Consider the following 25811-nt stretch of genomic DNA (forward strand, 5'->3'; position numbering starts at 1 on the left):
CCAACATTACCGTAGAAATTCCGTTGGTCAAAATCGAGTCGGATCAGTCATCCGTGAGGGTGACTCCGACGCCGCCCACGAGCGATGCCGAGATGTTGTATAGCACCGCTGCCAGCATGGACAGCAGGGTCAGCACTACGACGTTGATCACCGCGATGATCGTGGACATCGAGGCCACCTGACCCAGAGTCACCAGCTCCTGGATGGTCTGCCCGCCGCCCTCGGTACCCAGGATCTGGCCCAGCAGAGCGTTGACATCGTCAAAGATTCCGGTGAGATCCAACACCATCCACAGCACGACACCGGCCACCACGGTGACGATACCGAGTGCCACGGAGAGCAGGAACGACATCTTCAGTACTGACCACGGGTCAACGCGGGCGACGAGCAGGCGTGCCTTACGAACCTTGGCCTTCGGGGCCGGACGCACCAGTCCCTTTTGACCTGGCTTGGAGCCCGGCTTCTGCCCGTTGGGACGGTTCTGACCACCCTGAGGTCGGTTCCCCTGGGCGCCCGCTGGTCGCTTCTGGCCCTGCTGCGTGCCCGGGCGCGCAGCGCTGGGACGCTTGGGGGCCTGTCCTTGCGACGGCTTGGAATTGCCGGATGTATTGCTCACTGCTGTCCTCCGTCAGAGTCCGTGTCAGCTTCCAAGGGTACTGCACCGGAACCATCTGTCACATCTGCACCAGCCTGGTCCCCAGATGCGGGCGTCGGGGTGACCGGAGCGTCCTCGGGGTTCTCCTGGGTGGCCGCCGTTTCGACGTTCTCTTCCTCGGGGTGCTCAAGCTCGGTCTCGTTGTTGAGAGTGACGGCGACGATGCGGTCCTTCTTGCCCGGCTTGGCGAAGATGACACCCATCGTGTCGCGACCGCGCACCGGAACCTGTTCGACGGCCGAACGCACCACGTTGCCGGACTGCATCACCACGAGGACCTCCTGATCCTCTTGGGCAACGAGTCCGCCGGCCAGCTCGCCGCGGTCTTCGACAAACTTGCCCACCTTGATGCCGAGGCCGCCGCGGTTCTGCACCCGGTACTCATCGGCCTGGGTCCGCTTGGCGTAGCCGCCGTCGGTCACGGTGAAGATGTAGGAATCGTCCTGGATGACGCCCATGGTGAGCAGATCATCCCCGTCACGGAACTTCATACCCGTCACACCGGAGGTCGCACGGCCCATCGGACGCAGCGCTTCATCGGTGGCGGTGAAGCGCAACGACTGGCCCTTACGGGAGATGAGGATGACGTCATCCTCTTCGGAGACCAGCTGAGCGGAGACCACTTCGTCGTCGTCGCGCAGGTTGATCGCGATGACCCCGGCGGTACGCGGGGTGTCGTAATCTTCTAGGCGCGTCTTCTTGACCAGACCCTTGCGCGTGGCCAGCACCAGGTACGGCGCATCCTGGTAGGTGCGCAGCGTCAACACTTGGGCGATGTGCTCGTCTGGCTGGAACGCCATGACATTGGCCACGTGCTGGCCCTTCGCATCCCGGCCGGCTTCCTGCAGCTCATACGTCTTGATCCGGTATACCCGACCAAAGTTCGTGAAGAACAGGATCCAGTTGTGGGTGGAGGTCGTGAAGAAGTGCTCGACGACGTCCTCGCCGCGCAGGGTTGCCCCGCGCACACCCTTGCCACCGCGGTTCTGGGCGCGGTAATTGTCAATGCGGGTGCGCTTCAGATAGCCACCGCGGGTGATGTTGACGACCATGTCCTCTTCGGGGATCAGATCCTCAATGGACATATCACCGTCGTAGCCCCACATGATCTCGGTGCGACGATCATCGCCGTGCTTGTCGACGATTTCACGCAGCTCCTCGGAGATCAGCTCGCGCTGACGCTCGGGGGATTCCAGGATCGCGATGTACTCGGCAATACGAGCCTGCAGCTCGTCGTACTCGTCTTGAATCGACTGGCGCTCCAGGGCGGCGAGCTGACGCAGTTGCATAAGCAGAATCGCTTTAGCCTGGTCGTCGTCGATCTCCAGCAGGGTCTTCAGCGACTCACGGGCCACATCGGCCGAGGCCGAACGGCGGATGGTCGCGATGACCTCGTCGAGCATGTCGAGGGCCTTGAGCAGACCCAGCAGGATGTGGGCACGAGCCTCTGCCTTGCGCTTGCGGTAAGCGGTACGGCGGACGATGACCTCGATCTGGTGCTTCACCCAGTAGTGGATGAACCCATCCAGCGACAGGGTACGCGGCACGCCGTCCACCAGCGCCAGCATGTTTGCAGAGAAGTTCTCCTGCAACTGGGTGTGCTTGTAGAGGTTGTTCAGCACTACCTTTGGCACGGCGTCGCGCTTGAGCACGATGACCAGGCGCTGACCGGTACGGCCTGAGGATTCATCACGCAGATCCGCAATGCCGGTGAGCTTGCCGTCGCGCACCATCTCCGCGATGCGGCTGGCGAGGTTGTCCGGGTTGGCCATGTAAGGCAGCTCGGAGACCACCAGGCAGGTGCGGTTCTGGAGCTCTTCCACATTCACGACGGCGCGCATCGTGATGGAACCACGACCCGTACGATAGGCCTCTTCGATCCCCTTGTGTCCCAGGATCTGGGCGCCCGTAGGGAAATCGGGACCCTTGACCCGCTGCAAGAGGGCTTCCAGCAGCTCTTCTCGGCTCGCTTCGGGGTTCTCCAGATACCACTGCACACCGGAGGCGACTTCGCGCAGGTTGTGCGGCGGAATATTGGTGGCCATACCGACGGCGATGCCGGAGGAACCGTTGACCAGCAGGTTCGGGAACCGGGCTGGCAGCACGGTGGGCTCCTGCTGCTTGCCGTCGTAGTTGTCCTGGAAGTCGACAGTGTCTTCGTCGATGTCGCGGACCATCTCCATGGCCAGCTGGGCCATCTTGGTCTCGGTGTAACGCTGAGCGGCCGCGCCGTCGTTACCGGGGGAACCGAAGTTACCCTGACCCAGCGCCAGCGGGTAGCGCATCACCCAATCCTGAACCAGGCGCACGAGCGCATCGTAAATAGCCGAGTCACCGTGCGGGTGGTAGTTGCCCATCACCTCGCCGACCACGCGGGCCGACTTGTTGAAGGACCGGTCGGGGCGGTAGCCGCCGTCGAACATGCCGTAGAGCACGCGGCGGTGCACGGGCTTGAGGCCATCGCGCACGTCCGGCAGGGCACGGCCGACAATCACCGCCATGGCGTAGTCCAGGTAGGACCGCTTCATTTCGGTGTTCAGGTCGACCTGTTCGACCTTGTCTCCGGCGTCGATCGGGGAACCTACCACGATCTCGCTGCCGCCCTCGTCATCGGGCTGCTGGGGGTTCTGGTTCGGTTCCTCGGGGGTGTCCGGGGTCTGTTCGTCGCTCACGCGTGAAAGTCCTTGATGCTCGTCGTGGGGGAGGTGGGGCTTCGGTTGCTCGATCAGATGTCGAGGAAGCGCACGTCCTTGGCGTTCTGCTGGATGAAGTTGCGTCGCGATTCGACGTCTTCGCCCATCAACATGGAGAAGATCTCATCGGCGGCGGCAGCGTCATCCATGGTGACCTGCAGCAGGGTGCGGTGCTCCGGATCCATGGTGGTGTCCCACAGTTCCTTGTAGTCCATCTCACCCAGGCCCTTGTAGCGCTGGATGCCGTTCTCCTTGGGGTAGCGCCAGCCGCGGGCAGTACCGGCCTCGAGGGCGGCATCGCGTTCAGCGTCGGTGAACACGTAGTCGTGCGGGGCGTTGGACCACTTGATGCGGTACAGCGGCGGCTGCGCCAGGAACACGTAGCCCTGCTCGATCAGCGGGCGCATGTACCGGAACAGCACGGTGAGTAGCAGGGTGGTGATGTGCTGACCATCGACGTCGGCATCGGCCATCAGCACGATCTTGTGATACCGCAGCTTGGTGATATCGAATTCTTCGCCAATGCCCGTTCCGAAAGCGGTGATCATCGACTGCACCTCGGCGTTGCCGAGCGCGCGGTCCAATCGGGCCCGCTCTACGTTGAGGATCTTGCCGCGCAGGGGCAGAATCGCCTGGGTGGCGGGATTGCGCCCGCGCTTGGCAGAACCACCCGCGGAGTCCCCCTCCACGATGTAGACCTCACACTCGTTCGGATTCTTCGAGGAGCAGTCCGCCAGCTTGCCGGGCATGCCGAAAGATTCCAGCGGAGACTTACGACGGGCATTGTCGCGCGCCTTGCGGGCGGCCAGTCGTGCCTGCGAGGCCAGCTGGGCCTTGCGCACGATGTCACGCGCCAGGTTCGGATTGCGCTCCAGCCAGTCGCCGAGTTCCTCGGTAACCACTTTCTGCACGAATCCGCGCGCTTCGGAGTTACCGAGCTTCGTCTTGGTCTGGCCCTCGAACTGCGGCTCCGAGAGCTTCACGGAGATCACTGCGGTCAGGCCTTCGCGGATGTCCTCACCGGAGAGGTTCTCATCCTTGGCCTTGAGCAGTTCCTTGTTGCGAGCGTAGCGGTTGATCAGCGAGGTCATCGCCGCCCGGAAGCCCTCTTCGTGGGTGCCGCCCTCGTGGGTGTTGATCGTATTGGCGTAGGTGTGCACCGACTCCGAATAGGCGGTGGTCCACTGCATCGCCACCTCGACGGCGATCTTCTGGTCGGTGTCCTCCGATTCGAAGGCGATGACGTCGTCGTGGACGAGTTCGGCTCGCTTGGAGGAGTTCAGGTGCTTGACGTAGTCGAGCAGACCGTCCTCGTAGAGGTAGTCGACCCGGCGCAGGGTACGCTCAGCGGTTCCTTCCGCAGCGCCGCCCTCGGCAATCCCGGCCTCATCGGGCTGATCGGCGCTGCTGGCTCCGGCGATCTCATCGGAGGCGACGTCGTTGGATTCCAGCTCGCGCTCATCGGTGAGGGTGATGCGCAGTCCCTTGTTGAGGAACGCCATCTGCTGGAACCGGGCGCGCAGCGTCTCGAAGTCGAACTCGACGGTTTCGAAGATGCTGGCATCCGGGTAGAAAGTTTGGGTGGTGCCGGTGCGATCGGTGTCCTCACCCTTCACGAGTTCACCCTGAGGGACGCCACCGTGGGCGAAGCTCATCCGCCACACGCTGCCCTGACGGTGAATCTCGGTGTCCACGCGCGACGACAGCGCGTTCACCACGGAGATACCCACGCCGTGCAGACCGCCGGAGACCGCGTAGCCGCCGCCACCGAACTTACCGCCGGCGTGCAGGATGGTCATGACGACTTCCACCGTCGGCCTGCCCTCGGTCGGGTGCATATCCACCGGGATACCGCGCCCGTTATCGGACACTCGCAACCCGCCGTCGGCAAGAATCGTGACGTCGATGGTGTCGCAGTAGCCGGCCAGCGCCTCATCTACCGAGTTATCGACCACTTCGTACACCAGGTGGTGCAGGCCGCGGGCGGAGGTGGAGCCGATGTACATACCGGGACGCTTGCGCACGGCCTCAAGACCCTCAAGCACGGTGATATCGCCGGCATCGTAGGCATGCTCGACTTTGCTCAGCGCCGATTCCTGCTGGGTCGGAACCGCATCCTGGTCAACGGGTATTTCGGACGGCGATGCCTGATCAGACTGTTCTTCGGACACGTCGGTTCAACGACTCCTCATTCGTGGCACTGGGACTCGTCTATTCTACGCGATCGAGTCTGGTTTGGCCCGAATTTCTGGGGTCCTCGGTGAATAAACATGCCTCACTGGGCCCGTAGCAGCCATTTTCCCGCGCTGAGACGCGCCCATATGGATCCCTGTGCAGGAGTCAGCCTCGCACAGCGCCACAGGGCCACTGAGCCGGTCACCCGTAGGTGTCGCGCGGACCGCGGCCTCGCACCGAACGCGGACCTTTTTTCCAACTCGGTGCCGAGGGTCCCTTCACCACGATTTCGCGGACCACCCCCGGACCAAGCTTGTCTTCGAGCTGGCCGAGTAGCGTCGGCGTCATCAGCCGCAATTGGGTGGCCCAGGCCGTGGAATCACACCGGATCACCACCTGCGCATGGTCGAACTCCTCCACCTGCGCATGCGCGGCAATATCCGGTCCCACCAGTTCGGGCCACCGAGACAGCACCGATCCCACCGCCACCGGCTCATCCCAGCCGCGTTCGGCCACGAGTCGGTCAAAAACGGCGCCAATCAACCGAGAATCCTTGCCCTGTTGTGATGCATCAAGGGTGGAACGACGACGGCGTCGCGAGGCCGGTTTCTCTTCCCGGCCGTCACCGGTGAACTTCCGGGTGCGGCGGCTTGCCGACGCCGCCGTGAATCCGGCAGCCTGTGCCGCCTGGCGGGCCCGGTTGAGGGCCACCGCCGGGGCATCCACATCGGTGGGCGCCGGGGCTTCATCCGCCGGCAGATCCCAGGTTGATTCGGGGTCAGCCACCGGACTCACCGATGCTGCTCACACCCTCGTCCATCTGCACGAAAAACCGCGGGCCCTCCAGCTCGTCCGGCAAATCCTCGGCGACGGCCGCCGTCACCAGAACTTGTTCGGCGCGGTCCGCCAAGGCCGCCAAGCGTAACCGGCGCGTGGCATCCAATTCGGCAAACACGTCGTCGAGAATCAACAGTGGCCGTGCATGCTCATCCGCATCATCCGCCACCAACACGTCATAGCTGGCCAGTCGCAGTGCCAGCGATAACGACCACGTCTCTCCGTGCGAGGCGAAACCCTTCGCCGGGGCCGCACCCAAATTCAAGACGACGTCGTCGCGGTGGGGCCCCACCAGGGTGACCCCGCGATCGCGCTCAAGCCGATGCTGCCCCTGCAATGCCTCGCGCATCGCCGCGGCCAGCTCCGTCTCCGACGGAATGTCTTGGTGCTGTCCAGCCGCCAGAGCAACCGTGGAGTCGTACCGATAACTAGCAGTTTTGTTGGCATCCGCAAGATGGGCATAGGCTGCAGCGAGCGGTTCGGCGAGCAATTGCAACACATGCAGCCGCCCATTCAACAACCGGGCACCGGTCACAGCCAAGTGCTCATCCCACACCGCCAGGGTGGCATCGTGTTCGTCGGTCCATTTTCCGGAAGTGCGCGCTGACTTCAGCAGGGCATTGCGCTGGCGCAGCACTCGATCGTATTCCGAGCGCGCCCCACCCAGGGCCGGACGCATCTGCACAATGAGATCGTCCAGAAACCGGCGTCGCACTCCGGGATCCCCGTTCACCAACTGTAGATCCTCCGGGGCGAAAAGCACCGACCGTAGCAGTCCGAGTCCTTCACGAGCCCGCTGCGGTGCACCCCGGTTGATGGCTACCCGGTTCGATTTCCCCGGGTTGATCTCCAAGTCGACGGCGACGGCGCGCTCACCCCGGTGAACCCGCGTCCGAATCCGAGCTTGATCAGCCCCGAAATGCACCAGCGGAGCATCATTACTCACCCGGTGCGATTGATGCGTACTGACATAGCCGATGGCCTCAGCAACATTGGTTTTGCCGACGCCATTGCGGCCCACCAGCACGTTGGTGCCGGGCTGCAGTTCGAGATCGAGCTGCGTGTATGACCGGTAGTTCGTCAGTGAGAGATGGGATATCCGCACGTGATCCAGTGAGGTGAGCCCGCCGGCTCAGCTGGTGATCCTGATCGGCATGACCAGGTAGCGGTAGTCATCCACTTCACCGTTGTCCTGTTCGCTCTGTCCGGTCAGCAGAGCGGGTTTGGGAGCGGAGGTGAATGCGAACCGCACGTACTCGGATCCGATAACGTTGAGGCCCTCGCTCAAGTACCCGGGGTTGAACGCTACGGTGATTTCTTCGCCATCGAGCTGGCATGGCATCGACTCATTGGCCGAGGCGTCATCTCCAGCTCCGGCATCCAGAGAAACCTGTCCATCGGTAAATGCCATGCGCAGCGGAGTGTTGCGCTCAGCCACCAGGGCCACACGACGGACCGCTTCCACCAACTGCGACGTCTCGACGACGGCGTGGATCGGGCTGGACTCCGGGAACAGCGCCCGAATCTTCGGGTATTCGCCATCCACCAACAGGCTGGTGGTGCGGCGTCCACCGGAGGAGAAACCAATCAGTTCTTGTCCGGTGCCGTCGTTGCTCAAGCGCAGCTGCAGTTCACCGCCACCTGCCAAGGATCGGGCAACTTCCGTCAGAGTGCGGGACTTGACCAACACCGAGGTGGAAATCGACGGATCGCTCGGAGTCCAGGTGATTTCCTTCATCGAGAGTCGGTAGCGGTCCGTGGCAAGGAAGGTGATGGTGTCACCTTCGATCTCGACCTTGATGGCGGTGAGGATCGGAAGAGTGTCGTCCTTCGATGCAGCAACCGTGACCTGGCTGACGGCATGAGCGAATGCTGCGCCGTCAATGGTGCCGGAGACCTCCGGCAGTGAGGGCAGCGTTGGGTATTCGTCTACGGGCATGGTGGCCAGCGCGAAACGGGAGCTGCGGCAGGTGAGAACTACCTTGGAACCCTCGGTTTCCACGGTGACCGGTGCAGCAGGAAGTGACTTGACGATGTCGTTCAGCAAACGACCGGACACCAAGATGGTGCCTTCGGTCTCAATATCGGCTTCGACTTCAAGCCGCGCAGAGGTTTCGTAGTCAAAGCTCGCGATGGACACGAGCCCGTCCTTTGCCGTGATCAACAGACCAGAGAGCACAGGCACAGGAGGACGAGGCGAGAGCGAGCGGGCAGCCCAGGAGACAGCGTCCGTCAGGATGTCGCGTTCAACAGTGAACTTCACGGGTGTATCTGCCTCTCGCTACGGGTACACAGTCCTTCGAGACTTCCGACGTTTTCACGAGATCACGCGGGAAGCACAAAAATCCATGGACAGCTTATCGCGAATGCAGAGTTCTTGTGATTTCGGGATGTGGAAAGGGCATGCATCGTCGATGTGAAGGTTCGGAAGTGAACTTCGAGTGCGTTGGGCATTGAACGGAGATTGTTCTTCAGGAGAGGTTTAACAGGTTCAGTAGTGTTAATAACTCTTGTGGATTCTGTGGATAACCGCCCTGGTGCGGCCATTTGTCCCGATCTGCATGTGGAGCAAGACGTGGAGTTCTCTCGTGGTGGCTGTGTAGAGATCCGGGATAACGCATTCTTGTGATTCGCCCGGATTCACAACGAACCCCAGGGTTATCCCGAAGCTAACCGGCGTGGTCCACTTAATGATCCACAACGTTTTCCACAGCTGTGAGTTCTACTTGAAGGATGCGGCCAGAAAAGCTTGTGGAAACCTGTGGATAGTTGTGGAGAGTGTGGAAATCGAATGACAAGAATCGTTGTGATCCTGGGAATCTGGCCTGTGGACCGACCCTCAAGCTTAACTTGAGATGAAGTCGACGGCGCCGGTGAGGTTCCTCCGGCTATCCGTCAGTTCGTCCGCTGCTGTTGTTTGATCCGGTTGGTCAGTTCGGTGACCTGGTTGTAGATCATCCGGCGTTCTGCCATCAAGTCGCGGATCTTACGGTCTGCGTGCATCACCGTGGTGTGATCGCGTCCTCCGAGTTCATTTCCGATCTTCGGCAAGGACATTTCGGTGAGCTCGCGCAGCAGGTACATGGCGATCTGTCGCGCCGTGACGAGAGTTCGCGTCCGAGACTTGCTCATCAGTTCTTCGATGGTGAAGTCAAAGTACTTCGCCGTTTCGTTCAGAATCGAGGCAGCAGTGATCTCTTGGGCGTCATCGTCGGTGATGAGGTCCTTCAACACGTGCTCCGCCAGTGGAATATCGACGGATTGCTTGTTCAATGATGCGTAAGCGGTGACACGGATCAAGGCACCTTCGAGCTCGCGAATGTTTGTGGTGATACGCGAAGCGATGTATTCGAGCGCTTCCGGAGGGGCCGTGAGACCTTCGGCTTCCGCCTTCTTGCGCAGAATGGCGATACGCGTCTCGAGGTCTGGCGGCTGAATATCGGTGGTGAGGCCCCACTCGAAGCGGGAGCGCAGTCGTTCTTCGAAACCGGAAAGCTGCTTCGGGGGCAAGTCCGAGGTGATGACGACCTGCTTGTTGTTGTTGTACAGGGCGTTGAAGGTGTGGAAGAACTCTTCCACGGTGGCTTCTTTGTTCGCCATGAACTGGATGTCATCGATCAGCAGGATGTCTACATTGCGGTAGATCTGTTTGAAACTGGCACCTTCGTCGTGACGAATCGAGTTAATGAAGTCATTGGTGAACTCTTCGGAGTTCACATAGCGAACCCGAAGTCCGGGGTAGAGCTCCCGCGCGTAATGACCGATTGCGTGCAATAGGTGTGTTTTGCCCAGGCCGGACTCACCGTAGATAAACAAAGGGTTGTACGCCTTGGCCGGTGCTTCAGCCACGGCGTTCGCCGCGGCGTGGGCAAACCTGTTGGAAGAACCGGTCACGAAAGTCTCAAAGTGGTACCGAGGATTCAGCCGAGATTGTTCCTCGGCGGCGTTGGCAATCGAAGAGGCCTGCTGTGGATCGGCTAACGTCGGCGCAGGATTCGACTGTGAACTCAGCTGCCCATCAATAGGCCGTTCCCGTTGCGAGTACACGGCAGCGGGAATTGACTCAGAGTTATCCACAGGTTGTGGCTCGTCCTGTGGAATCTGTGGATCAGTTCGCTGTGGGGATGCTGCCGGCTGCAGCGAGGAATCGATCGAGAACGCGCACCGGATGTCTTGTTGGAAGACCGTCTGCAAGGCCTGTGCGAGAACCTCGTCGAGTTGATTCTCCAGAACCTGGCGTGTGAACTCATTCGGGACGGCGAGAAGCAGCGTGTTTCCGATCAGCCCTTGGGGCTGAACCAAATCAATAAACCCACTCTGACGTGGGCTGATCTGCTGTGAGTCCTTCATCGTCTGGACGACGTGACGCCAGGAGCTGCTGATTGATTCATCGGTGCTCATCGGCCGAGCTGTCCTTTCAGACGATTCGAGTGCAAGTAATTCGGAGAACCCTCAATGTCCGTGGCGTCTCGACCCCTGTGGATGACGGCGAATGAGAAGTACAGCATCGTGGGACTCTGCGCAGACCTTAACAGTAGCCGCTTAGCGGGGTTTCAGCATGTTTTGCACATGCTTATACACATGGGGTGTGTAAATTGTGGAGAAAGATGGTCTGGAGCCATCCTCATTAGCTTGACTCACGACACCAGCACGGGATTTGACGATGCGTGTCGCTCTTCCTAGACTTGATTGGTCTGTGACAGAGTGACGCCTGCCTGAAAACGGGGCGTGGAAACGTTGCAGATTGTCCTGACAGTGCGTCACCGGTTCTTCCCCAGACCTACGGTCTTCCGAATAACGGATCCGGGCGCAAACACAACGTGTGGAGTTTCAAAGTGAGCAAGCGGACTTTTCAGCCGAATAACCGCCGTCGTGCGAAGAAGCACGGTTTCCGTGCACGCATGCGTACCCGCGCCGGCCGCGCCGTGCTGACTGCGCGCCGTAGCAAGGGCCGCGCACAGCTGTCTGCCTGAGGTTGGCTTCGGCCGCCTCAGACGTGCGGATCAGTGGTTGAGTGCTACCCAAGAGACATCGGGTACGCACCCCAGCGGATTTTTCTCAGACACTACGTTCCGGCTCCCGAAGTGGGCGCCGGAACGTTGTCGTGTCCGCCTTCAGTCCGACCTCTACCAATGATGGCGCTGCACCTGTGGAGTCTGGGCCAAACCGTGTTGGTTTCATTGTTTCCAAAGCAGTCGGCAATGCCGTGGTACGAAACCGAGTGAAGCGGCGGCTGCGTGCTATTGCAGCAGCTGAACTGAGCGTAGCTTCCGGGCATCTGCTCTCGGATTCAAACACTGCGATCGTTATTCGCGCTCTTCCGGCCTCTGCCTCGGCGTCATGGTCAGAGCTGAAGGCCGATGTGAATGATGGTCTGGAGTCCGCATTGAAGAAGGCAGAACGCCGTGGTTGAGTCTCCGTTCCTCACACAACCAAACCCACGCGAGTGGGGTTTCGTCAGGGCGATTCCCTCCACATTGCTGGCAACACTATTGAAGGCCTATCGGTTAGTCATCTCGCCGTTGTACGGGCCTGTCTGCAAGTTTTTTCCCAGCTGTTCCGCCTACGCTTTAGAGGCAGTCACAGTGCATGGTGCCGTCAAAGGCAGCCTATTGGGCGCTCGGCGACTATGTCGATGCCACCCATGGCAATCGGGAGGAATCGATCCTGTCCCTCCTGGACGCAGAATTTGGCCGAATGGTCATCTACCCAGGATCATTGAACTGAACCACCCCGTCGTACCGCCAGATCCGTCGGACGAGGACTGAAGAGGATAAAAGGAGATTATGGGCTTCTTCGAACTGATTCTATTCCCCTTCAAGTGGGTGGTTTCGTGGGTTATTGGCATGTTCCACTCTTTGCTGACGATGATCGGCATGCCCGAGTCATCCGGCTGGAACTGGACTTTGTCCATCATCTTGCTGGTGATTTTGATCCGTACCCTGTTGATTCCGGTCTTCGTTAAGCAGATCAAGGCCCAGCGGGCCATGCAGGAGCTGCAGCCTGAAATCAAGAAGCTGCAGGACAAGTACAAAGGCAAGAAGGACCAGCTCTCGCGTCAGGCGATGGCGATGGAACAGCAGGCTCTGTTTAAGGAACATGGGACCAGCCCCTTCTCCGCATGCCTTCCCATGCTCGTACAGATGCCGTTCTTCTTCGCCCTGTACCAGGTACTGATCGGTGTCGCGCGTTCTGAAGCCGGTTCCACCGAGAATATTGGTGCGCTGACGCCCGACCAGGTCCATTCCTTCGCTGCTTCGACTGTTTTCGGCGCGGGGATGTCCGAGACCTTCATGGGTGCCATCAACGCAACCGGCGGGACGAACTTCAATGTTCTTTTCGTCAGCGTCGTGATGATCCTGTTGATGACCGGGTCGATGTTCTACATGCAGAAGATGCTCATGTCGAAGAACATGTCGCAGGCTGCCATGACCGGCCCCTTCGCCCAGTCGCAGAAGATGATGCTTTACATCTTGCCGCTGGTGTTTGCTATCGGTGGTATCAACTTCCCGATCGGTGTCCTTATTTACTGGACCGCCACGAACTTCTGGGCCGTTGGCCAGCAGTTCTACATTATTCGTCGCAACCCCACCCCTGGTTCACAGGCCGAGCGTGAATTGAACGAGCGCCGCGAAGCCAAGGGACTACCACCAGTTGGCAAGGCCGCCAAAGAGGCTCAGGAAGCCGAAGAACGCGCCAAGGTGGAAGAGACCAAACCGAAGGGGCAGCGCCAGCAGCCTGCCCGCAAGAACAGGAGAAAGCGATGAGCGAAGAGACGATGACCACGGAGGACGACGAGACGACAGCTCCCAGCTCAGTCGACGAAGAAAGCGATCTCGCCGCGGACTACGTTGAAGAACTACTCGATATTGCCGATATCGATGGTGATATCGACATTGAGATCCGTAACGGTCGCATCTATCTTTCGGTGCTCGCGGACCAGCAGAACGAGCGTCTGCAGGATCTGATCGGACACAAGGGCAAGGGTCTTGAAGCCCTTCAGGAGCTTGTGCGTCTTGCTGTGCTATCTTCTACCGGCAACCGGTCACGGCTGATTCTCGACATTGCTGGGTATCGCGTTGAGCGAGCCAAAGAATTGACGGCTCTCGCTGAAGAAGCCATCGAGCGTGTCAAGAGTGGCGAAGAAGAGGCTGTTCACCTGAAGCCGATGAGTGCCTACGAACGCAAGATCGTTCACGACGTTATTGCTGACGCCGGGCTCGTGAGCGAATCCGAGGGCGAGTCCTCACGTCGGCACGTCGTAGTTTCTGCAGAGGCGTAGTTCATGACAGAAGCCAATGACGAATTTCTTGATGTCTCGCTGACATCAGCATCCCCTGAGACGAAACTTGCAGTGGATGCTGTCTTTGGTGACGCCGCGGAATTGGCTGACCAGTATGTCCATCACTTGTCCACGACGGGCATTGAGTGGGGTCTTCTAGGTCCGCGTGAAGTGCCCCGTCTCTGGGAACGGCATGTGCTTAACTGTGCGGTAGTCGAAGAACTCATTCCACAGGGAGCCCTGGTGGCCGACGTCGGTTCTGGGGCTGGGTTGCCTGGGCTTGCACTGGCCATAGCGCGTCCAGACTCCCAGTTCATCCTTATCGAGCCGCTGGAACGACGCGTTGCATGGCTAGATATGGTCGTCGAGGATCTCGGCCTGACCAACGTCGATGTGGTTCGTGCACGGTCTGAGCAAGTGGCTGGGAATTTGGATGTGGATATCGTGACCGCTCGGGCAGTGTCTGCGCTAAAGTCCTTGTTGCCGTTGACGATTCCCCTTCTATCCGGTTCGGGCGAACTGCTGGCGATAAAGGGTCGTAGTGCTCCGGATGAAATTGTCTCAGCACAGAAGGCGCTCAAAAAATACGGCTGTGGGCAGCCGGAGGTTTTGCAAGCCGGCGCCGATGTTTTAGTCGAAGCTACAACTATTGTCCGTGTCCCCGTTGGCTAGATCGTAATCGACTAGACTCTGGGTGGATCAGATGAGTGACCAGGAGGCGCAATTGAGCGACAATCCGAGTGTTTCACGTGAATCGCAACGCGAGACCGATACCAACCTCGATTCGCTAACTCCCCTGGCACGTGAACTTGCGGCCGAGAATTTGAGACGTCAGAAGCTCAAAGGCAAGCGTCTACCGAAGCCAGATGCTACCCGTATCTTCACCATCTCTAATCAGAAAGGTGGAGTGGGCAAGACCACCACGACAGTGAATCTCTCCGCCGCGATGGCTCGCGCCGGTATGCATGTGTTGGTGGTGGACATCGATCCTCAGGGAAACGCGTCTACCGCTCTGAACATACCTCACGGGTCCGATGACAACTCGATCTATGATGTGCTTCTTGACGACCTGGAAATTCAGGACGTTGTACAGAACTGCCCCGACGTCGATGGACTCCAGGTGGCGCCGGCAACCATCGAGCTCGCTGGTGCGGAGATTGAACTCGTTTCTCTCGTGGCTCGTGAGCAGCGTTTGTCGCGCGCACTTGCGGCGTACTTTAAATATCGTGAGGAACAGGGACTTCCCCGTCTCGACTACATTTTCATTGATTGCCCGCCGAGCCTTGGCCTGCTGACCGTGAACGCCTTCGTGGCAGCGACAGAGGTGCTTATTCCGATCCAGACTGAGTATTACGCGCTGGAGGGTCTTTCTCAGCTGGTGAAAAACATCAACATGATTCAGAAGCATCTAAATGCTGATCTGAAGGTTTCCACTATCCTGCTCACTATGTATGACGGACGAACTCGTCTTGCTACTCAGGTTGCAGATGAAGTGCGCGAGTATTTCCCAACTGAAGTGCTTAGTACTCTGATCCCCCGTAACGTACGCATTTCTGAGGCTCCGAGCTTCCAGCAGAGCGTCTTGACTTACGATCCGCAATCGAGCGGTGCGTTAAGTTATCGAGAGGCGGCCGCGGAAATTGCAGAGCGTGGTGCACCAGCCTAGTTTCACGTGGAACATCTAGTTGTTCATGATGTTCTCACCCCTGTGCCTACAAGTCCCTTCTTGTAGGCAGGCATTAACTCCTGAACCCATACTCAACCACTTGTGGCCGTATTCACGAGGTAAACGGTTGATACGGTTGGCCGACTCGATGACTGGTTAATGTAGAAGGCTCACGCCGGCGTGGAGGCTAGATTCCTGGCCCTGGTTGGTGTGCCCTGTGGTGCTTGTTTCCAATGAATCGCGACTTTAGAAGTTGTTCTGTGTCCGTACCACATTCGGTGTTTGACCCAACTGGTTGTGCAACTTGAGGTCGGCGCGTCATCGTTCCACGTGAAACCCCTCCAACGCGGTCTTCATATTTGCGCTATAGACATACTGCAGATAATGAGCGGAGTCCTGATTCGCAGCTATTCCGGGTATTGGTCTGTATTCACGTAAACACGCCGTTGGGTACGCTCTACGAGCGCTGAGGCGATTCTTACTCAACGTAAGGCAGTACCATGTTCCACGTGAAACCATGGCTGCACTTGTTCGTGGACGTCGGCATTGACTCACTTTTGACCGTCATATCCCATTTATGACTGACCTGCTCTACAGTTGCACGTGAAACCACCCTCGATGAATACCCGTAGTGTGTGACAACTTTGAACTTGAGGCACCAATGGCCGTATGCTCTCCTAGTTCGATTCACTCCTGATGCATCGAGTTGGATCTATGTCCTATAGCAATCAGAGTGGCTCGGATGGGAGCGAGATTCTTCGGCTGCGTTTACGCGTTAGTGCTTCTCTACTCTCTATCGAACGATGGACTTGTCTTTGTATAGAAGGTTCGATCGTCTCGTTTCATCTTTATCGGTCTGCTATACGTCATCACGTCTCATCCGTGGAAAGCGTTCCACGTGAAACTTTCTTTGGCACTCCATGCCGATCTGTTGGTGCAGTTCAACAGCTAATTGACCGCAGGTTCCGACAGCTTGGAGTCTGCTATGGAGTTTGTAGATAGACCATTCGTGCAGTCGTTTGTATCTCACTGAAGCCGCGTACGGGTAAACACATTTGTCGTTTCACGTGGAACACTATGGTGCTCCCATACTAGCGGGAGTCGAGATTATGGATTCACAAATAGCCTCATTGATGAGCGACTACCGATGCATCTAGTCAACCTACTGATCACATGAGGTGGTTCTGTATTCATGATCATCTTCCTGGTTCGTGGGTGATGGTCGTGTTTCACGTGGAACACCACTAGAATTGGAGACTGGAGGTAAATGATGTCACAGAAGAAATCCCGTCGCGGCCTCGGCCGTGGATTGAGTGCGCTCATCCAGGATACATCGGCAAACTTTGATGAGCAGAGTGATGATACTGGAAGCCCGGCTACTACCGAATCATCAGATAATGAGAAGTCCGGACTTGAGGTAGAGGCACCTAGTTCCCCTACGTCCGTAGCAGAGCGGTATCTTGCGAATGAGGGGATTGATGAGCCCAGTGCTCCTGTTTCACGTGAAACACGGAGGCCTGTAGACATCTTCTTCCCTGAGGCACCTACTCCGGCCCGTCGAAAGACGACGCAGGAGCGAGGGCCAGTACGTCGTGAGATGCCTAATCCGCTCAGTGCCGCTACTTCCAGGCGCAACCGGGATGTCGAGCCCCCGGTGAACTCTGCCGAGCCAGAACAGCCTGGGCCAGAACTGCGATCTCTCCCCATTGACACTATCGTGCCGAACCCGCGTCAGCCTCGTGACGTTTTCAACGAAGAAGACATGGACGAGCTCATCGCGTCCATCCGTGAAGTCGGCGTTCTGCAGCCAATAGTTGTAAGACCAACTAATAGTGACCACTATGAACTGGTGATGGGCGAACGTCGCTGGCGTGCCTCCCGGGCTGCCGGCCTGATGGAAATCCCGGTGATTATCCGCCATACGGCCGATGAGGATCTCCTCAGGGACGCTCTTCTTGAGAACATACATCGTAGTGAGTTGAACCCTTTGGAAGAAGCTGCTGCCTACGAGCAGTTGCTGCGTGACTTCAACTGCACTCAAGATGAGCTTTCGGAACGTATCGGTCGGTCAAGACCGCAGATCTCCAATACCTTGCGACTGATGAAGTTGCCACCGTTGGTCCAGCGACGTGTTGCATCGGGTGTTTTGTCTGCCGGGCATGCGCGTGCACTGCTCGGACTGCAAGACGAGGCCACCATGGAGCGCGTCGCACAGCGCGTCATGAATGAAGGTCTATCGGTTCGCGCAACGGAAGAACTCGTCGCCCTGACGGTGAATGGTACTGGTATTCGACGTCGCGCTACGCGCGTGACGCCCGCTCAGAATGAGCGGTTCGAGTATCTAGCTAATACCCTGACCGATGAGCTGGATACGACGGTCAAGATCAGCCTCGGCGCCAAGAAGGGCAGAATTGCCATTGATTTTGCGTCCGTCGAGGATCTGAACCGCATCATGGATATCATTCAGCCTTCCAAGAGAGCCAGCGATTCCTGAGGCTGAGTACAACAAAGAGGCGGGCTCCCCACCAGATCGGTGGGGAGCCCGCCTGTTTGTCTTGCGCTCACTGCAGCAGAATTACTGCAGGAGATCGGCGAACTCTGCTTCGAGTGCCTGCTGCGGCTTGGCGCCGATCGAGGTGGCCACTTTTTCGCCATCCTTGAATGCGAACACGGCCGGAATGCTGGTGATTCCATACTGCGATGCGATGCCGGGGTTTTCGTCGACGTTCACCTTGGCAACGGTGATCTTGTCGGCGTACTGCTCAGCCATCTTTTCTAGGACGGGCGTCAGCATGCGGCAGGGACCGCACCACTCAGCCCAGAAGTCGACCAGCACTGGCTTGTCGGACTCGAGAACCTTCTGCTGGAAGTCCTGATCGGTGACGTCGATGGTGCTCATGGGGTCTCCTTGGTAGTGGGGTTAAGGTTGATTGCGCTCAGTGGGCGTCGTTGAGGTCGGCAAGGTAGTGCTCGACGTCCTGGGCAGCGACACAGCCGGAGCCAGCAGCGGTGATGGCCTGTCGGTAGGTTCCGTCGATGACGTCGCCTGCAGCAAAGACGCCTGCGAGAGAGGTCTTGGAGGTACGACCCTGTACTGCAATGGTGCCGTCGTCATGGAGGTCGAGCTGGCCCTTGACCAATTCGGTGCGGGGATCCTGGCCAATGGCGACGAAGAGGCCGGTGATATCCAGAGTGGAGGCTTCCCCGGTCTTCAGGTTGCGCAGGTGTGCGGTCTGCAGCTTGTCCTCGCCGGTGAGGTCTTCGACGCCGGTGTTCCAGAGGAACTCGATTTTCGGGTGCTGCAGGGCGCGATCGGCCATGATCTGGGAGGCTCGCAGCTCGTCGCGACGGTGGATCACGGTGACCTTATCAGCGAACTTGGTGAGGAACAGGGCTTCCTCCATGGCGGAGTCGCCACCGCCGACGACCGCGACGTTCTGATCCCGGAAGAAGAAGCCGTCGCAGGTAGCGCACCAGCTGACGCCGTGGCCGGAGAAACGCTTTTCGCCGTCGAGTCCCAGCTCGCGGTAGGCGGATCCGGTGGCGAGGATGACGGACCGGGCGTAGTGAACGTCACCGTTGCCGAGGGTCAGCTTCTTGGGCTGCACCTGCAGGTCGGCTTCGACGACGTCCTCGTACTGGATGTCGGCACCAAAACGCCGGGCCTGCGCCTCGAGATGACCCATCAGCTCGGGGCCGAGGATCCCCTCCGGGAAGCCCGGGAAGTTCTCGACGTCGGTCGTGTTCATCAGCTCGCCGCCGGCGGTGACTGAGCCCGTGAACACCACAGGGTTCAGCGAGGCGCGGGCGGTATAGATGGCGGCGGTGTAGCCGGCAGGCCCGGAGCCGATGATGACGACGTCGTGGATGTTCTCGGACGCGGGAGCGGTTTCAGTCAACAGGGGATCCTTCGGGCTTGTGGAGGGGTGGTGCGGGTGCGTTCATGGGCCATAACGCCGCGCCGTCGTGGACTATTCCGACGACGACGCGGCGAGGCTCAGTGCCAGTGAGGCGGGTCTCAGTTGACCTCGATCTCCGCGATGCGCAGACCGTAGGGCAGGTTGGATGAGTTGTTGGAGAGGGTGGGCAGTTCGGTGAAGTTGATGATCACGTACTGACCGGTGGTGGCGCTGCCCTCGGACTCGGGGACGGGCACCGAGTAGGTGGGTCCGGTGAAGGATCCCTCGGCGATCGAGGTGCCCTCGGCCGGGTCGGCGGAATCGGAGACGATGACCTGGAAGCTACCGCCGGAGCCGTTGTTCTGGGTCACGTTGATCTCGGAGATCGCGCTCTCCTCCTCCAATTCGACCACCAGAGCCATGGAGGACGCGAAGCCGCCCATGGGGGCCTGAGCGAAGGAGAGGGAGTGCCAGGCGGTGGCGGGGTCGCCGTCGACGGCCAACGGCAGGTCGCCGTCATTCTCGGAGTTCAGCCCCTGGTTGTCGGGGACCACGCGCTGGATGCCGGCAATAACGGGCTCGGCCGCGGTGGACTCGTCTCCTTCGCCGCCTTCGGTGGGCGAGGGGTCCCCGGAGCCTTCGGTGCCCTCGGAGGGTTCCTCAGCGACGGTGTTTTCATCGGCGGGCTCGCTGGGATCATTGGAGCCGAGCATGTTGAATGCGACGACGACGGCGGCGACCAGGACGGCGACCAGCAGCAGGGCGCCGATCCATTTGCCGGCACCGGAGCGCTCTTCCTCGTCGTCGTACTCGTACTCATAGTCGTCGTCATAGTCGCCGTCATCGTACTGATCGTCGTATGGGGAACCGGCGAGACCGGCAGCGGTGTAGCCGGCAGCACCGTGCTGGACGCCGCCGTCGTCGTAGTGATCGTCGTACTCGCCCTGCTGGTCGGCCTGGTCGTGCTGGGCGTCGGAACCCATGGCGGAGGCGACGCGGTTCTGCAGGGAGCGGTTCGGCGCGGTGGGGGCGGGTTCGGCGGTCTCGACGGGGCCGGTGGGCTCGTCGTCGTAGACCTCGACGGCGGGCTGGGCCTCGGTGTTCTGGTCGGAGCCGGAGTGTGCGGCGGCTCCAGCGCTAGTGGCACCGGCTGCACTGGCTGCACCTGCGGCACCGGCGGAACCGAGGCGAGAGTTCAGGCTGTCGGAAACTCGGTTGAGGAACTTCGACTTGCGCGGGGGCTGGGACTGCTCCGCGGCGAGGTTCTGGTCGAGTTCGGAGTAGTACTCGTCGTCGTCGTCATAGGTTTCGGGTGCATGCTGGCGGGATTGGCCGAACAGCTCGGAACCCAGGGTGTCGGTTTCGAAGGGCTCGACGTAGACCTGGTGGGCGGTGACGAGGGCGAGGAGGTCTTCGACGTCGGTATCGCCGGCCGCGATCAGATAGGTGCGGTCATCCGAGAGGCCCAGGTCGAGGACCTGCACACTGGAGGAACGTTCGCCGGTAGCCAGCTGGCGCGCTGAGGTGGCGACCTGGCTAGCGTGCTGCGCGGACGCCACCAGGATGGTGATCTCGCGGTTGAGCACCTGGTCACGGCCGTTGAGCACGATGTCTTGCTCGGCTGAGGTCAGTACATGCGAGGTGACGAGGTAGCGTCCCCCCAGTACGGTTCCTTCTTCCATGGATTGTGGCACGGTGATCCTCCCGGATGCGGGTCCGCGGTGACACGTCCCCTGAGTACAGTCTGTTTCATCCTAGACGGGAACACGCGCGCGGCGGCAAGAATCACCGGGCGCGGTGGATGTTTTGTGGTGGTCGGGCCCGATCAGCCTCGGCGGCCCGTGAGTCGGGAGAGCAGCGGGGCCAGGAACTGGTCGACCTCGCGGATGCGCAGCCAGCGGCAGGCGATGAGATATACGCCCAGCATGACGACGCCGACGATGGCGCAGCTGATGAGCGCGGTGATGATGGACTGCCAGGCGAATCCGGTGGAGAAACCGCCGAGCAGCCACAGCACGCCGGCGCCAGCAACGCCCGAAAGCACGGCCGCGTAGCCGGTACGCAGGTAGGTGCTGAACACCTCGGCGGAGCCGTAGTCACCATAGGTGCGGCGGACCAGCAGGTGGCAGACCAGGAATTGCAGCACGTGCACCACTGTGTAGGTGAGCGCCAGCAAGTATGCCATGGAGGTGTTCGGGATGAACGGGGCGATCCCGTAGGCCAGAGCGATGGTGACGACGGCGGCCGAGACCTGAACGAGCATGGGGATGAACGCGTTCTCGGCGGCGTAGAAGACGCGCAGCAGATAGAAGTGCGCGGAGCGGAAGGGCATCCCCAGGGCGAGCAGGACCAGCAACTGGCCAATGGCGGCCGCGGAGATGGCTGCCGTCTCCGAGGAGCCCGCGAAGATGCGGCCCAGGGGTCCGGCGAGCACGATCATCACGACCATGGCGAACATCATGGGCACCGCGAAGATACGCAGCCCGCGGCCGGTGGTCTCGCGGGCCTCCTCGATGCGCTGGGCGTGCATGGAGCGGGCCAACTGGTTGAACAGCACGGTGGCGATGGAGAGGACGAACACCGAGTGCGGCAACACCGTAATGAGCTGGGTGACATTGAGGGCGTAGAGGCCCGGTACGGCGGCGCTGGCCTCTGCCGATTCACCGACGAGGGAACGGGCCTCGGTGGCGCCGGTGACGAGGCGGGCGCCGATGAGGTTGCCGAGGTTGCCGACGACCATGGTGATCAGGGTGAAGGCGGCGAGGCGCCCGGTGGTACGCAGTCCCATGCCCTTCCAGCCGAACTTCAGCCGCAGCCCGAGCCCGAGTCGTTTGAGGGGCCAGAACAGCACGAGCGCCTGAACCACGATGCCTAGGGTGTGTCCGCCCGCGAGGACCAGGGTGTGCGTCGTCGTCCATTCTGCGAGCTGTTGGGAGTCGTCGATCCCGGTGTAGTGGCCGAACATCAGCAGGTAGACGCCGATGACGATGATGGCGACCGCGTTGTTGGCGACCGGGGCCCACATGTAGGCGCCGAAGCGGCCGTGGGCGTTGAGGACCTGGCCGATGATGGCGTAAAGGCCGTAGAAGAAGATCTGGGGCAGGGTCCAGAGTGCGAACGCGGTGGCCAGGGCAAGTTTCGGCTCGGACCAGTTCAGCGTCAGCGCGGACATGATCGGGTAGGCACATGCGGTGATGGCGAGGGTGAAGGCCGCCATGATGATGATCGCGAGGGTGATCAGCCGGGACGTGTAGTCGGCGCCGCGGTCTGGGGCGCGAGCGGCCTTGATGAGCTGCGGGACCAGCACCACGTTGAATACGCCGCCGGCGAGCAGCATGTAGATGATGTTCGGGATGGTGTTGGCGGATTCGAAGACGTCGGCAACGAGAGCGGTGGAGCCGATGGCGATGGCCAGCAGCGAGGTGCGGATGAAACCAAGCACGCGGGAGACGAGGGTTCCGGCGGCCATGATGGCGGAGGCGCGGGCGGCGGCCTGCGGATTGCGTGAGGCGTCTTCGGGAGGTTCCGGGGAGTCAGTTTCGGGGGCGCCGGTGGTGTCGAGCGGGTCGTGGGCGCCCTGGGTTGCGCCCGCGGCGTCGCCGGTGGGTGGGGTGGTGCTCACGGAGTGCGTCTCCCCAGATGAGGTCCCGGTTTGGGCGGTCCCGGCTTGGGCCGGGGGGCGGGTTCGGCGGCGGGACGTTGCGGGGCGCCGTCACCGTTCGTCGTCGAGGGTCCTTGCGGGGAATCAGACGTGGTGCCCGATTCGGTGGACTCGATGGGCCGGGGTGATTTGCCACGCTGTGCCAAGCGCGCGAGGTCGGCTGGGCTGGGGGCGCGTTTCGGGGCGGGCGCGGCTGCGGGGCTAGCGCTCGTGGTGGAGGAGCTGGTGGCGGAGAGGTCCGAGGGCTTGGGGACGCGGCGCACGGTGCGCAACACGGTGGGGACCGGGCGCTCGCCGGGGGCGATCTGCTGGGCGAGGCCGGTGATCCGTCGGGTCGTGTAGCCGCGGCGCACGGTCAGCCGGGGGGTGTTGAAAAACTCGTGCATCAGCTCGCGGGCGGCCTCCACGATGCGGCGCTCGTTGAGGAAAGTCAGGCGGGAGGCCAGACGGTCTAGCTCCACCCAGGCGACGTCGACCGCTTCTTGGTCGGGGTCGTTCTCGATGGTGAGCTCGCCGCCGGTGGCGCGCAGCAAATAGTGATGGACGGTTTTGTGGACGCGGTGTGAGGGCACGGTGAACCAGTAGTCGATGCTGCCCAGGGTGGTGAGCACGGTGCCGGCGATACCGGTCTCTTCTTCCACTTCGCGTACGGCGGCTTCGTGGTGTTCCTCTTCGCCTTCGGGGTGACCCTTGGGCAGCACCCATTCGAGGCGTCCGCCCCGGTTGTAGCGGGCGATGATGGCGACCTGGTGGCGGCCTTCAACCTCACGGACCACCATGCCGCCGGCGGAGACTTCCTCGACGGTGGGTAGCGCCATGGATCCACCGGATTCCACCGCATTGATGCGGCGTGATGATGCGGAGGTGTAACGCGGGCGGTAACCCGAGTCAGACTCGGTGCCCCGGGAACCGCGATCACGCGCAGAACGGCGGGCCGCTGACGGGGTCAGCGGCCTCACTCGATCGTCGTGTCGGTCCTGGGACATACCTTCCACTCTATCGGGACAGACGCGGATCGCATCTCATCGCACGGTCAGGGGTCTCGGGTATGGCACCCTTTAACACATCATGACTGAACCCCATGCTGACTCCGTCGCGCCCGAACGCGCCCCCTCGGCGAGCCTGCCGACCGGTTTCCCTGATGATGCCGTGCTACCTGACGTTGCCCTAGAACTGGGCGGGCTTTTTGCCGAAGCCGGCTACGAGCTGTCGCTGGTGGGCGGGCCGGTGCGCGATCTTTTCTTGGGTCGGGGCGTGGTGGATTTAGACTTCACCACTAATGCGCTACCGGAGCAGACCCAGACCGTGGTGGCCGAATGGGCCGATGCGGTGTGGGACATCGGGGCCCGGTTTGGGACCATCGGGTTCAAGAAGGGCGAGTGGCAGCTGGAGGTCACCACCTATCGTGCGGAGCAGTACGATCCGGAATCGCGGAAACCCGTGGTGGCTTTCGGTACCGAACTGAACGATGACCTGTTCCGGCGTGACTTCACCGTGAACGCGATGGCGCTGCGGTTGCCCGACCTGGAGCTGGTGGATCCGTTCGGCGGGATGCGCGACCTTGCCGCTGGGATGTTGCGCACGCCAGGGGCGCCGGAGGATTCCTTTTCCGATGACCCGCTGCGGATGATGCGGGCGGCACGCTTCGCTGCCCAGCTCGGATTCGCCGTGAACGACACGGTGGTTCAGGCGATGATCGCGATGGCTCAGCGGATCGACATTATTTCGGCGGAGCGGGTGCGCGAGGAGCTGGTGAAGTTGATCCTGGCGGATCAGCCGCGGGCGGGAATCGACCTGCTGGTGCGCACTGGACTGGCTGATCAGGTGCTACCCGAGGTGCCGGCGCTGCAGTTGGAAACCGACGAGCACCACCGACACAAAGACGTGTACAACCACTCACTGACGGTGCTCGAGCAGGCATTGGACCATGAGGCCGACTATGTGGAGGCCCCGGATTTCGTGTTGCGTTTTGCAGCGTTGATGCATGACGTGGGCAAGCCGGCGACGCGACGCTTCGAGCGTTCGGGCGCGGTGAGTTTCCGGCACCACGACGTCGTGGGAGCCAAGCTCGTGCGGAAGCGAATGCGGGTGCTGAAGTTCGACAACGACACCATCAAGGCGGTGGCCACCCTGGTGGAACTGCACATGCGGTTCTACGGGTATGGCGACGCCGGTTGGTCGGATTCGGCGGTGCGTCGCTACGTGACCGATGCTGGCGACCAGCTGCAGCGGCTACACGCCCTGACCCGCTCTGACGTGACCACCCGGAATCGGCGTAAAGCGGAGCGACTGGCCCATGCTTACGACGACCTGGAACAGCGGATTGCCGAGCTGCTCGAGCGCGAAGAGTTGGATGCGATTCGGCCGGACCTCGACGGCAAGCAGGTCATGGAGCTGCTCGGCATCTCGCCGGGACCCTTGGTCGGGCGAGCATACAAGCACCTGTTGGAGTGGCGGCTCGACGATGGCCCGCATGATGAAGAGACCGCGAAGGCCGAGGTGCTGCGGTGGTGGGCCGAACAGCCCGAGCATCCCAGTGCTTCCAAGTCGGCCGACTCGGATGACTGACCTGTCCCGGCTTGTTGAGGTGGTCTTGTGGCCCGCGGCACTCCATGGTGAGCGAGAATCCGAGCAAATTTCGCTGGATCGTTGAGGTCCGACCATGTCCATCGCACTCACCCGCGATCCTTGCCTCTGGCCACCAGAAATCGACGCGACCTATCGGGAATTCGTTGTGGGCTCGCCCTACTGACGAAGCCCGGGCCAGAAGCGAAGTGGGAGCCGGAATCACGGGCTTGTTGCGACTCAACGAAAAGGACACCGCGGCGATGCGCTGTTTTTCCCAGGTGGCCGCGGGGTACCAGTCGTCCGGGCATGATGCAGCGCCGATGCGAGGGCGGACGGCGGTTCGGGCGGCAACGGCATGCGTTCAAGCATGGCCGA

At 60.8% G+C, this 25811-nt stretch carries 20 protein-coding genes and 1 pseudogene; 9 read left to right on the forward strand and 12 right to left on the reverse strand.

Annotated elements, in window-relative coordinates; genetic code table 11:
* Positions 1–43: 43 nt before the first annotated feature.
* The 7 genes from O1A05_RS04185 to dnaA all read right to left on the reverse strand — a co-directional run bounded on the left by O1A05_RS04185 (position 44) and on the right by dnaA (position 10761).
* On the reverse strand, positions 44–616 hold the full coding sequence (locus O1A05_RS04185; RefSeq protein ID WP_270106811.1) for a DUF3566 domain-containing protein: 573 nt from the start codon (positions 614–616) through the stop codon (positions 44–46).
* Entirely contained in the window at positions 613–3246 is a 2634-nt protein-coding gene (gene gyrA / locus O1A05_RS04190) for a DNA gyrase subunit A (RefSeq protein ID WP_442867679.1), read from the reverse strand. The genes O1A05_RS04185 and gyrA overlap by 4 nt, the downstream gene beginning before the upstream one ends.
* 134 nt (positions 3247–3380) lie before the next feature.
* Positions 3381–5435 carry a DNA topoisomerase (ATP-hydrolyzing) subunit B gene (gyrB, locus tag O1A05_RS04195; protein ID WP_270107497.1) on the reverse strand — a complete coding sequence of 685 codons (2055 nt, stop codon included), beginning with the start codon at positions 5433–5435 and terminating at the stop codon, positions 3381–3383.
* A 289-nt stretch (positions 5436–5724) separates the two neighbouring features.
* Positions 5725–6309 carry a DUF721 domain-containing protein gene (locus O1A05_RS04200; RefSeq protein ID WP_270106813.1) on the reverse strand — a complete coding sequence of 195 codons (585 nt, stop codon included), beginning with the start codon at positions 6307–6309 and terminating at the stop codon, positions 5725–5727.
* On the reverse strand, positions 6302–7465 hold the full coding sequence (gene recF, locus O1A05_RS04205) for a DNA replication/repair protein RecF (protein WP_270106814.1): 1164 nt from the start codon (positions 7463–7465) through the stop codon (positions 6302–6304). The genes O1A05_RS04200 and recF overlap by 8 nt, the downstream gene beginning before the upstream one ends.
* 27 nt (positions 7466–7492) lie before the next feature.
* Complete coding sequence (dnaN, locus tag O1A05_RS04210; RefSeq protein ID WP_270106815.1) at positions 7493–8623, reverse strand: DNA polymerase III subunit beta; 1131 nt, start codon at positions 8621–8623, stop codon at positions 7493–7495.
* A gap of 632 nt (positions 8624–9255) precedes the next feature.
* Positions 9256–10761 carry a chromosomal replication initiator protein DnaA gene (dnaA, locus tag O1A05_RS04215; RefSeq protein WP_270106816.1) on the reverse strand — a complete coding sequence of 502 codons (1506 nt, stop codon included), beginning with the start codon at positions 10759–10761 and terminating at the stop codon, positions 9256–9258.
* 434 nt (positions 10762–11195) lie between these two features.
* Between dnaA and rpmH the strand changes: the two genes are divergently transcribed.
* From rpmH to O1A05_RS04255, 8 genes are all read left to right on the forward strand, one after another.
* Entirely contained in the window at positions 11196–11333 is a 138-nt protein-coding gene (gene rpmH / locus O1A05_RS04220) for a 50S ribosomal protein L34 (RefSeq protein ID WP_270106817.1), read from the forward strand.
* A gap of 41 nt (positions 11334–11374) precedes the next feature.
* Positions 11375–11773: a ribonuclease P protein component gene (rnpA, locus tag O1A05_RS04225; protein ID WP_270106818.1), complete on the forward strand. Its 399-nt coding sequence runs from the start codon at positions 11375–11377 to the stop codon at positions 11771–11773.
* The gene (gene yidD / locus O1A05_RS04230) at positions 11766–12128 is read left to right on the forward strand and encodes a membrane protein insertion efficiency factor YidD (protein ID WP_333482006.1); all 363 of its coding nucleotides are present in this window, start codon (positions 11766–11768) and stop codon (positions 12126–12128) included. The genes rnpA and yidD overlap by 8 nt, the downstream gene beginning before the upstream one ends.
* Positions 12129–12146: 18 nt before the next feature.
* Positions 12147–13127, forward strand: a complete 981-nt coding sequence (yidC, locus tag O1A05_RS04235; RefSeq protein ID WP_270106819.1) for a membrane protein insertase YidC — start codon at positions 12147–12149, stop codon at positions 13125–13127.
* On the forward strand, positions 13124–13642 hold the full coding sequence (locus O1A05_RS04240; RefSeq protein ID WP_270106820.1) for a Jag family protein: 519 nt from the start codon (positions 13124–13126) through the stop codon (positions 13640–13642). The genes yidC and O1A05_RS04240 overlap by 4 nt, the downstream gene beginning before the upstream one ends.
* 3 nt (positions 13643–13645) lie before the next feature.
* Positions 13646–14314 carry a 16S rRNA (guanine(527)-N(7))-methyltransferase RsmG gene (gene rsmG, locus O1A05_RS04245; protein ID WP_270106821.1) on the forward strand — a complete coding sequence of 223 codons (669 nt, stop codon included), beginning with the start codon at positions 13646–13648 and terminating at the stop codon, positions 14312–14314.
* Between the two features lie 31 nt (positions 14315–14345).
* Positions 14346–15308 (forward strand): ParA family protein, encoded by a 963-nt coding sequence (locus O1A05_RS04250; RefSeq protein WP_270106822.1) that lies wholly within the window; start codon positions 14346–14348, stop codon positions 15306–15308.
* A 1597-nt stretch (positions 15309–16905) separates the two neighbouring features.
* On the forward strand, positions 16906–17802 hold the full coding sequence (locus O1A05_RS04255; RefSeq protein ID WP_333482013.1) for a ParB/RepB/Spo0J family partition protein: 897 nt from the start codon (positions 16906–16908) through the stop codon (positions 17800–17802).
* Between the two features lie 81 nt (positions 17803–17883).
* Here O1A05_RS04255 and trxA read toward each other — a convergent pair whose 3' ends face one another.
* From trxA to O1A05_RS04280, 5 genes and pseudogenes are all read right to left on the reverse strand, one after another.
* Entirely contained in the window at positions 17884–18207 is a 324-nt protein-coding gene (trxA, locus tag O1A05_RS04260) for a thioredoxin (protein WP_270106823.1), read from the reverse strand.
* Positions 18208–18244: 37 nt separating this feature from the next.
* Positions 18245–19207, reverse strand: coding sequence for a thioredoxin-disulfide reductase (gene trxB, locus O1A05_RS04265; protein ID WP_270106824.1), 963 nt, complete (start codon positions 19205–19207; stop codon positions 18245–18247).
* A gap of 119 nt (positions 19208–19326) precedes the next feature.
* Positions 19327–20901 carry a hypothetical protein gene (locus O1A05_RS04270; RefSeq protein WP_270106825.1) on the reverse strand — a complete coding sequence of 525 codons (1575 nt, stop codon included), beginning with the start codon at positions 20899–20901 and terminating at the stop codon, positions 19327–19329.
* A gap of 131 nt (positions 20902–21032) precedes the next feature.
* Positions 21033–22829, reverse strand: a complete 1797-nt coding sequence (gene murJ, locus O1A05_RS04275) for a murein biosynthesis integral membrane protein MurJ (RefSeq protein ID WP_270106826.1) — start codon at positions 22827–22829, stop codon at positions 21033–21035.
* A gap of 422 nt (positions 22830–23251) precedes the next feature.
* A pseudogene (locus O1A05_RS04280) lies at positions 23252–23686 on the reverse strand (NUDIX domain-containing protein); the annotation flags it as partial.
* 250 nt (positions 23687–23936) lie between these two features.
* Here O1A05_RS04280 and O1A05_RS04285 point away from each other — a divergent pair.
* Complete coding sequence (locus O1A05_RS04285; protein WP_270106827.1) at positions 23937–25436, forward strand: CCA tRNA nucleotidyltransferase; 1500 nt, start codon at positions 23937–23939, stop codon at positions 25434–25436.
* The last annotated feature ends 375 nt before the right edge of the window (positions 25437–25811 follow it).

Source organism: Citricoccus sp. NR2, from assembly GCF_027594385.1.
Lineage (GTDB): Bacteria > Actinomycetota > Actinomycetes > Actinomycetales > Micrococcaceae > CmP2.

Excerpts from the sequence above, each read along its gene's own strand:
- dnaA (WP_270106816.1), bottom strand. The coding sequence starts at position 10,761 with ATGAGCACCGATGAATCAATCAGCAGCTCCTGGCGTCACGTCGTCCAG.
- yidC (WP_270106819.1), top strand. The coding sequence starts at position 12,147 with ATGGGCTTCTTCGAACTGATTCTATTCCCCTTCAAGTGGGTGGTTTCG.
- O1A05_RS04240 (WP_270106820.1), top strand. The coding sequence starts at position 13,124 with ATGAGCGAAGAGACGATGACCACGGAGGACGACGAGACGACAGCTCCC.
- rsmG (WP_270106821.1), top strand. The coding sequence starts at position 13,646 with ATGACAGAAGCCAATGACGAATTTCTTGATGTCTCGCTGACATCAGCA.
- O1A05_RS04250 (WP_270106822.1), top strand. The coding sequence starts at position 14,346 with ATGAGTGACCAGGAGGCGCAATTGAGCGACAATCCGAGTGTTTCACGT.
- O1A05_RS04255 (WP_333482013.1), top strand. The coding sequence starts at position 16,906 with ATGCCTAATCCGCTCAGTGCCGCTACTTCCAGGCGCAACCGGGATGTC.
- trxA (WP_270106823.1), bottom strand. The coding sequence starts at position 18,207 with ATGAGCACCATCGACGTCACCGATCAGGACTTCCAGCAGAAGGTTCTC.
- O1A05_RS04285 (WP_270106827.1), top strand. The coding sequence starts at position 23,937 with ATGACTGAACCCCATGCTGACTCCGTCGCGCCCGAACGCGCCCCCTCG.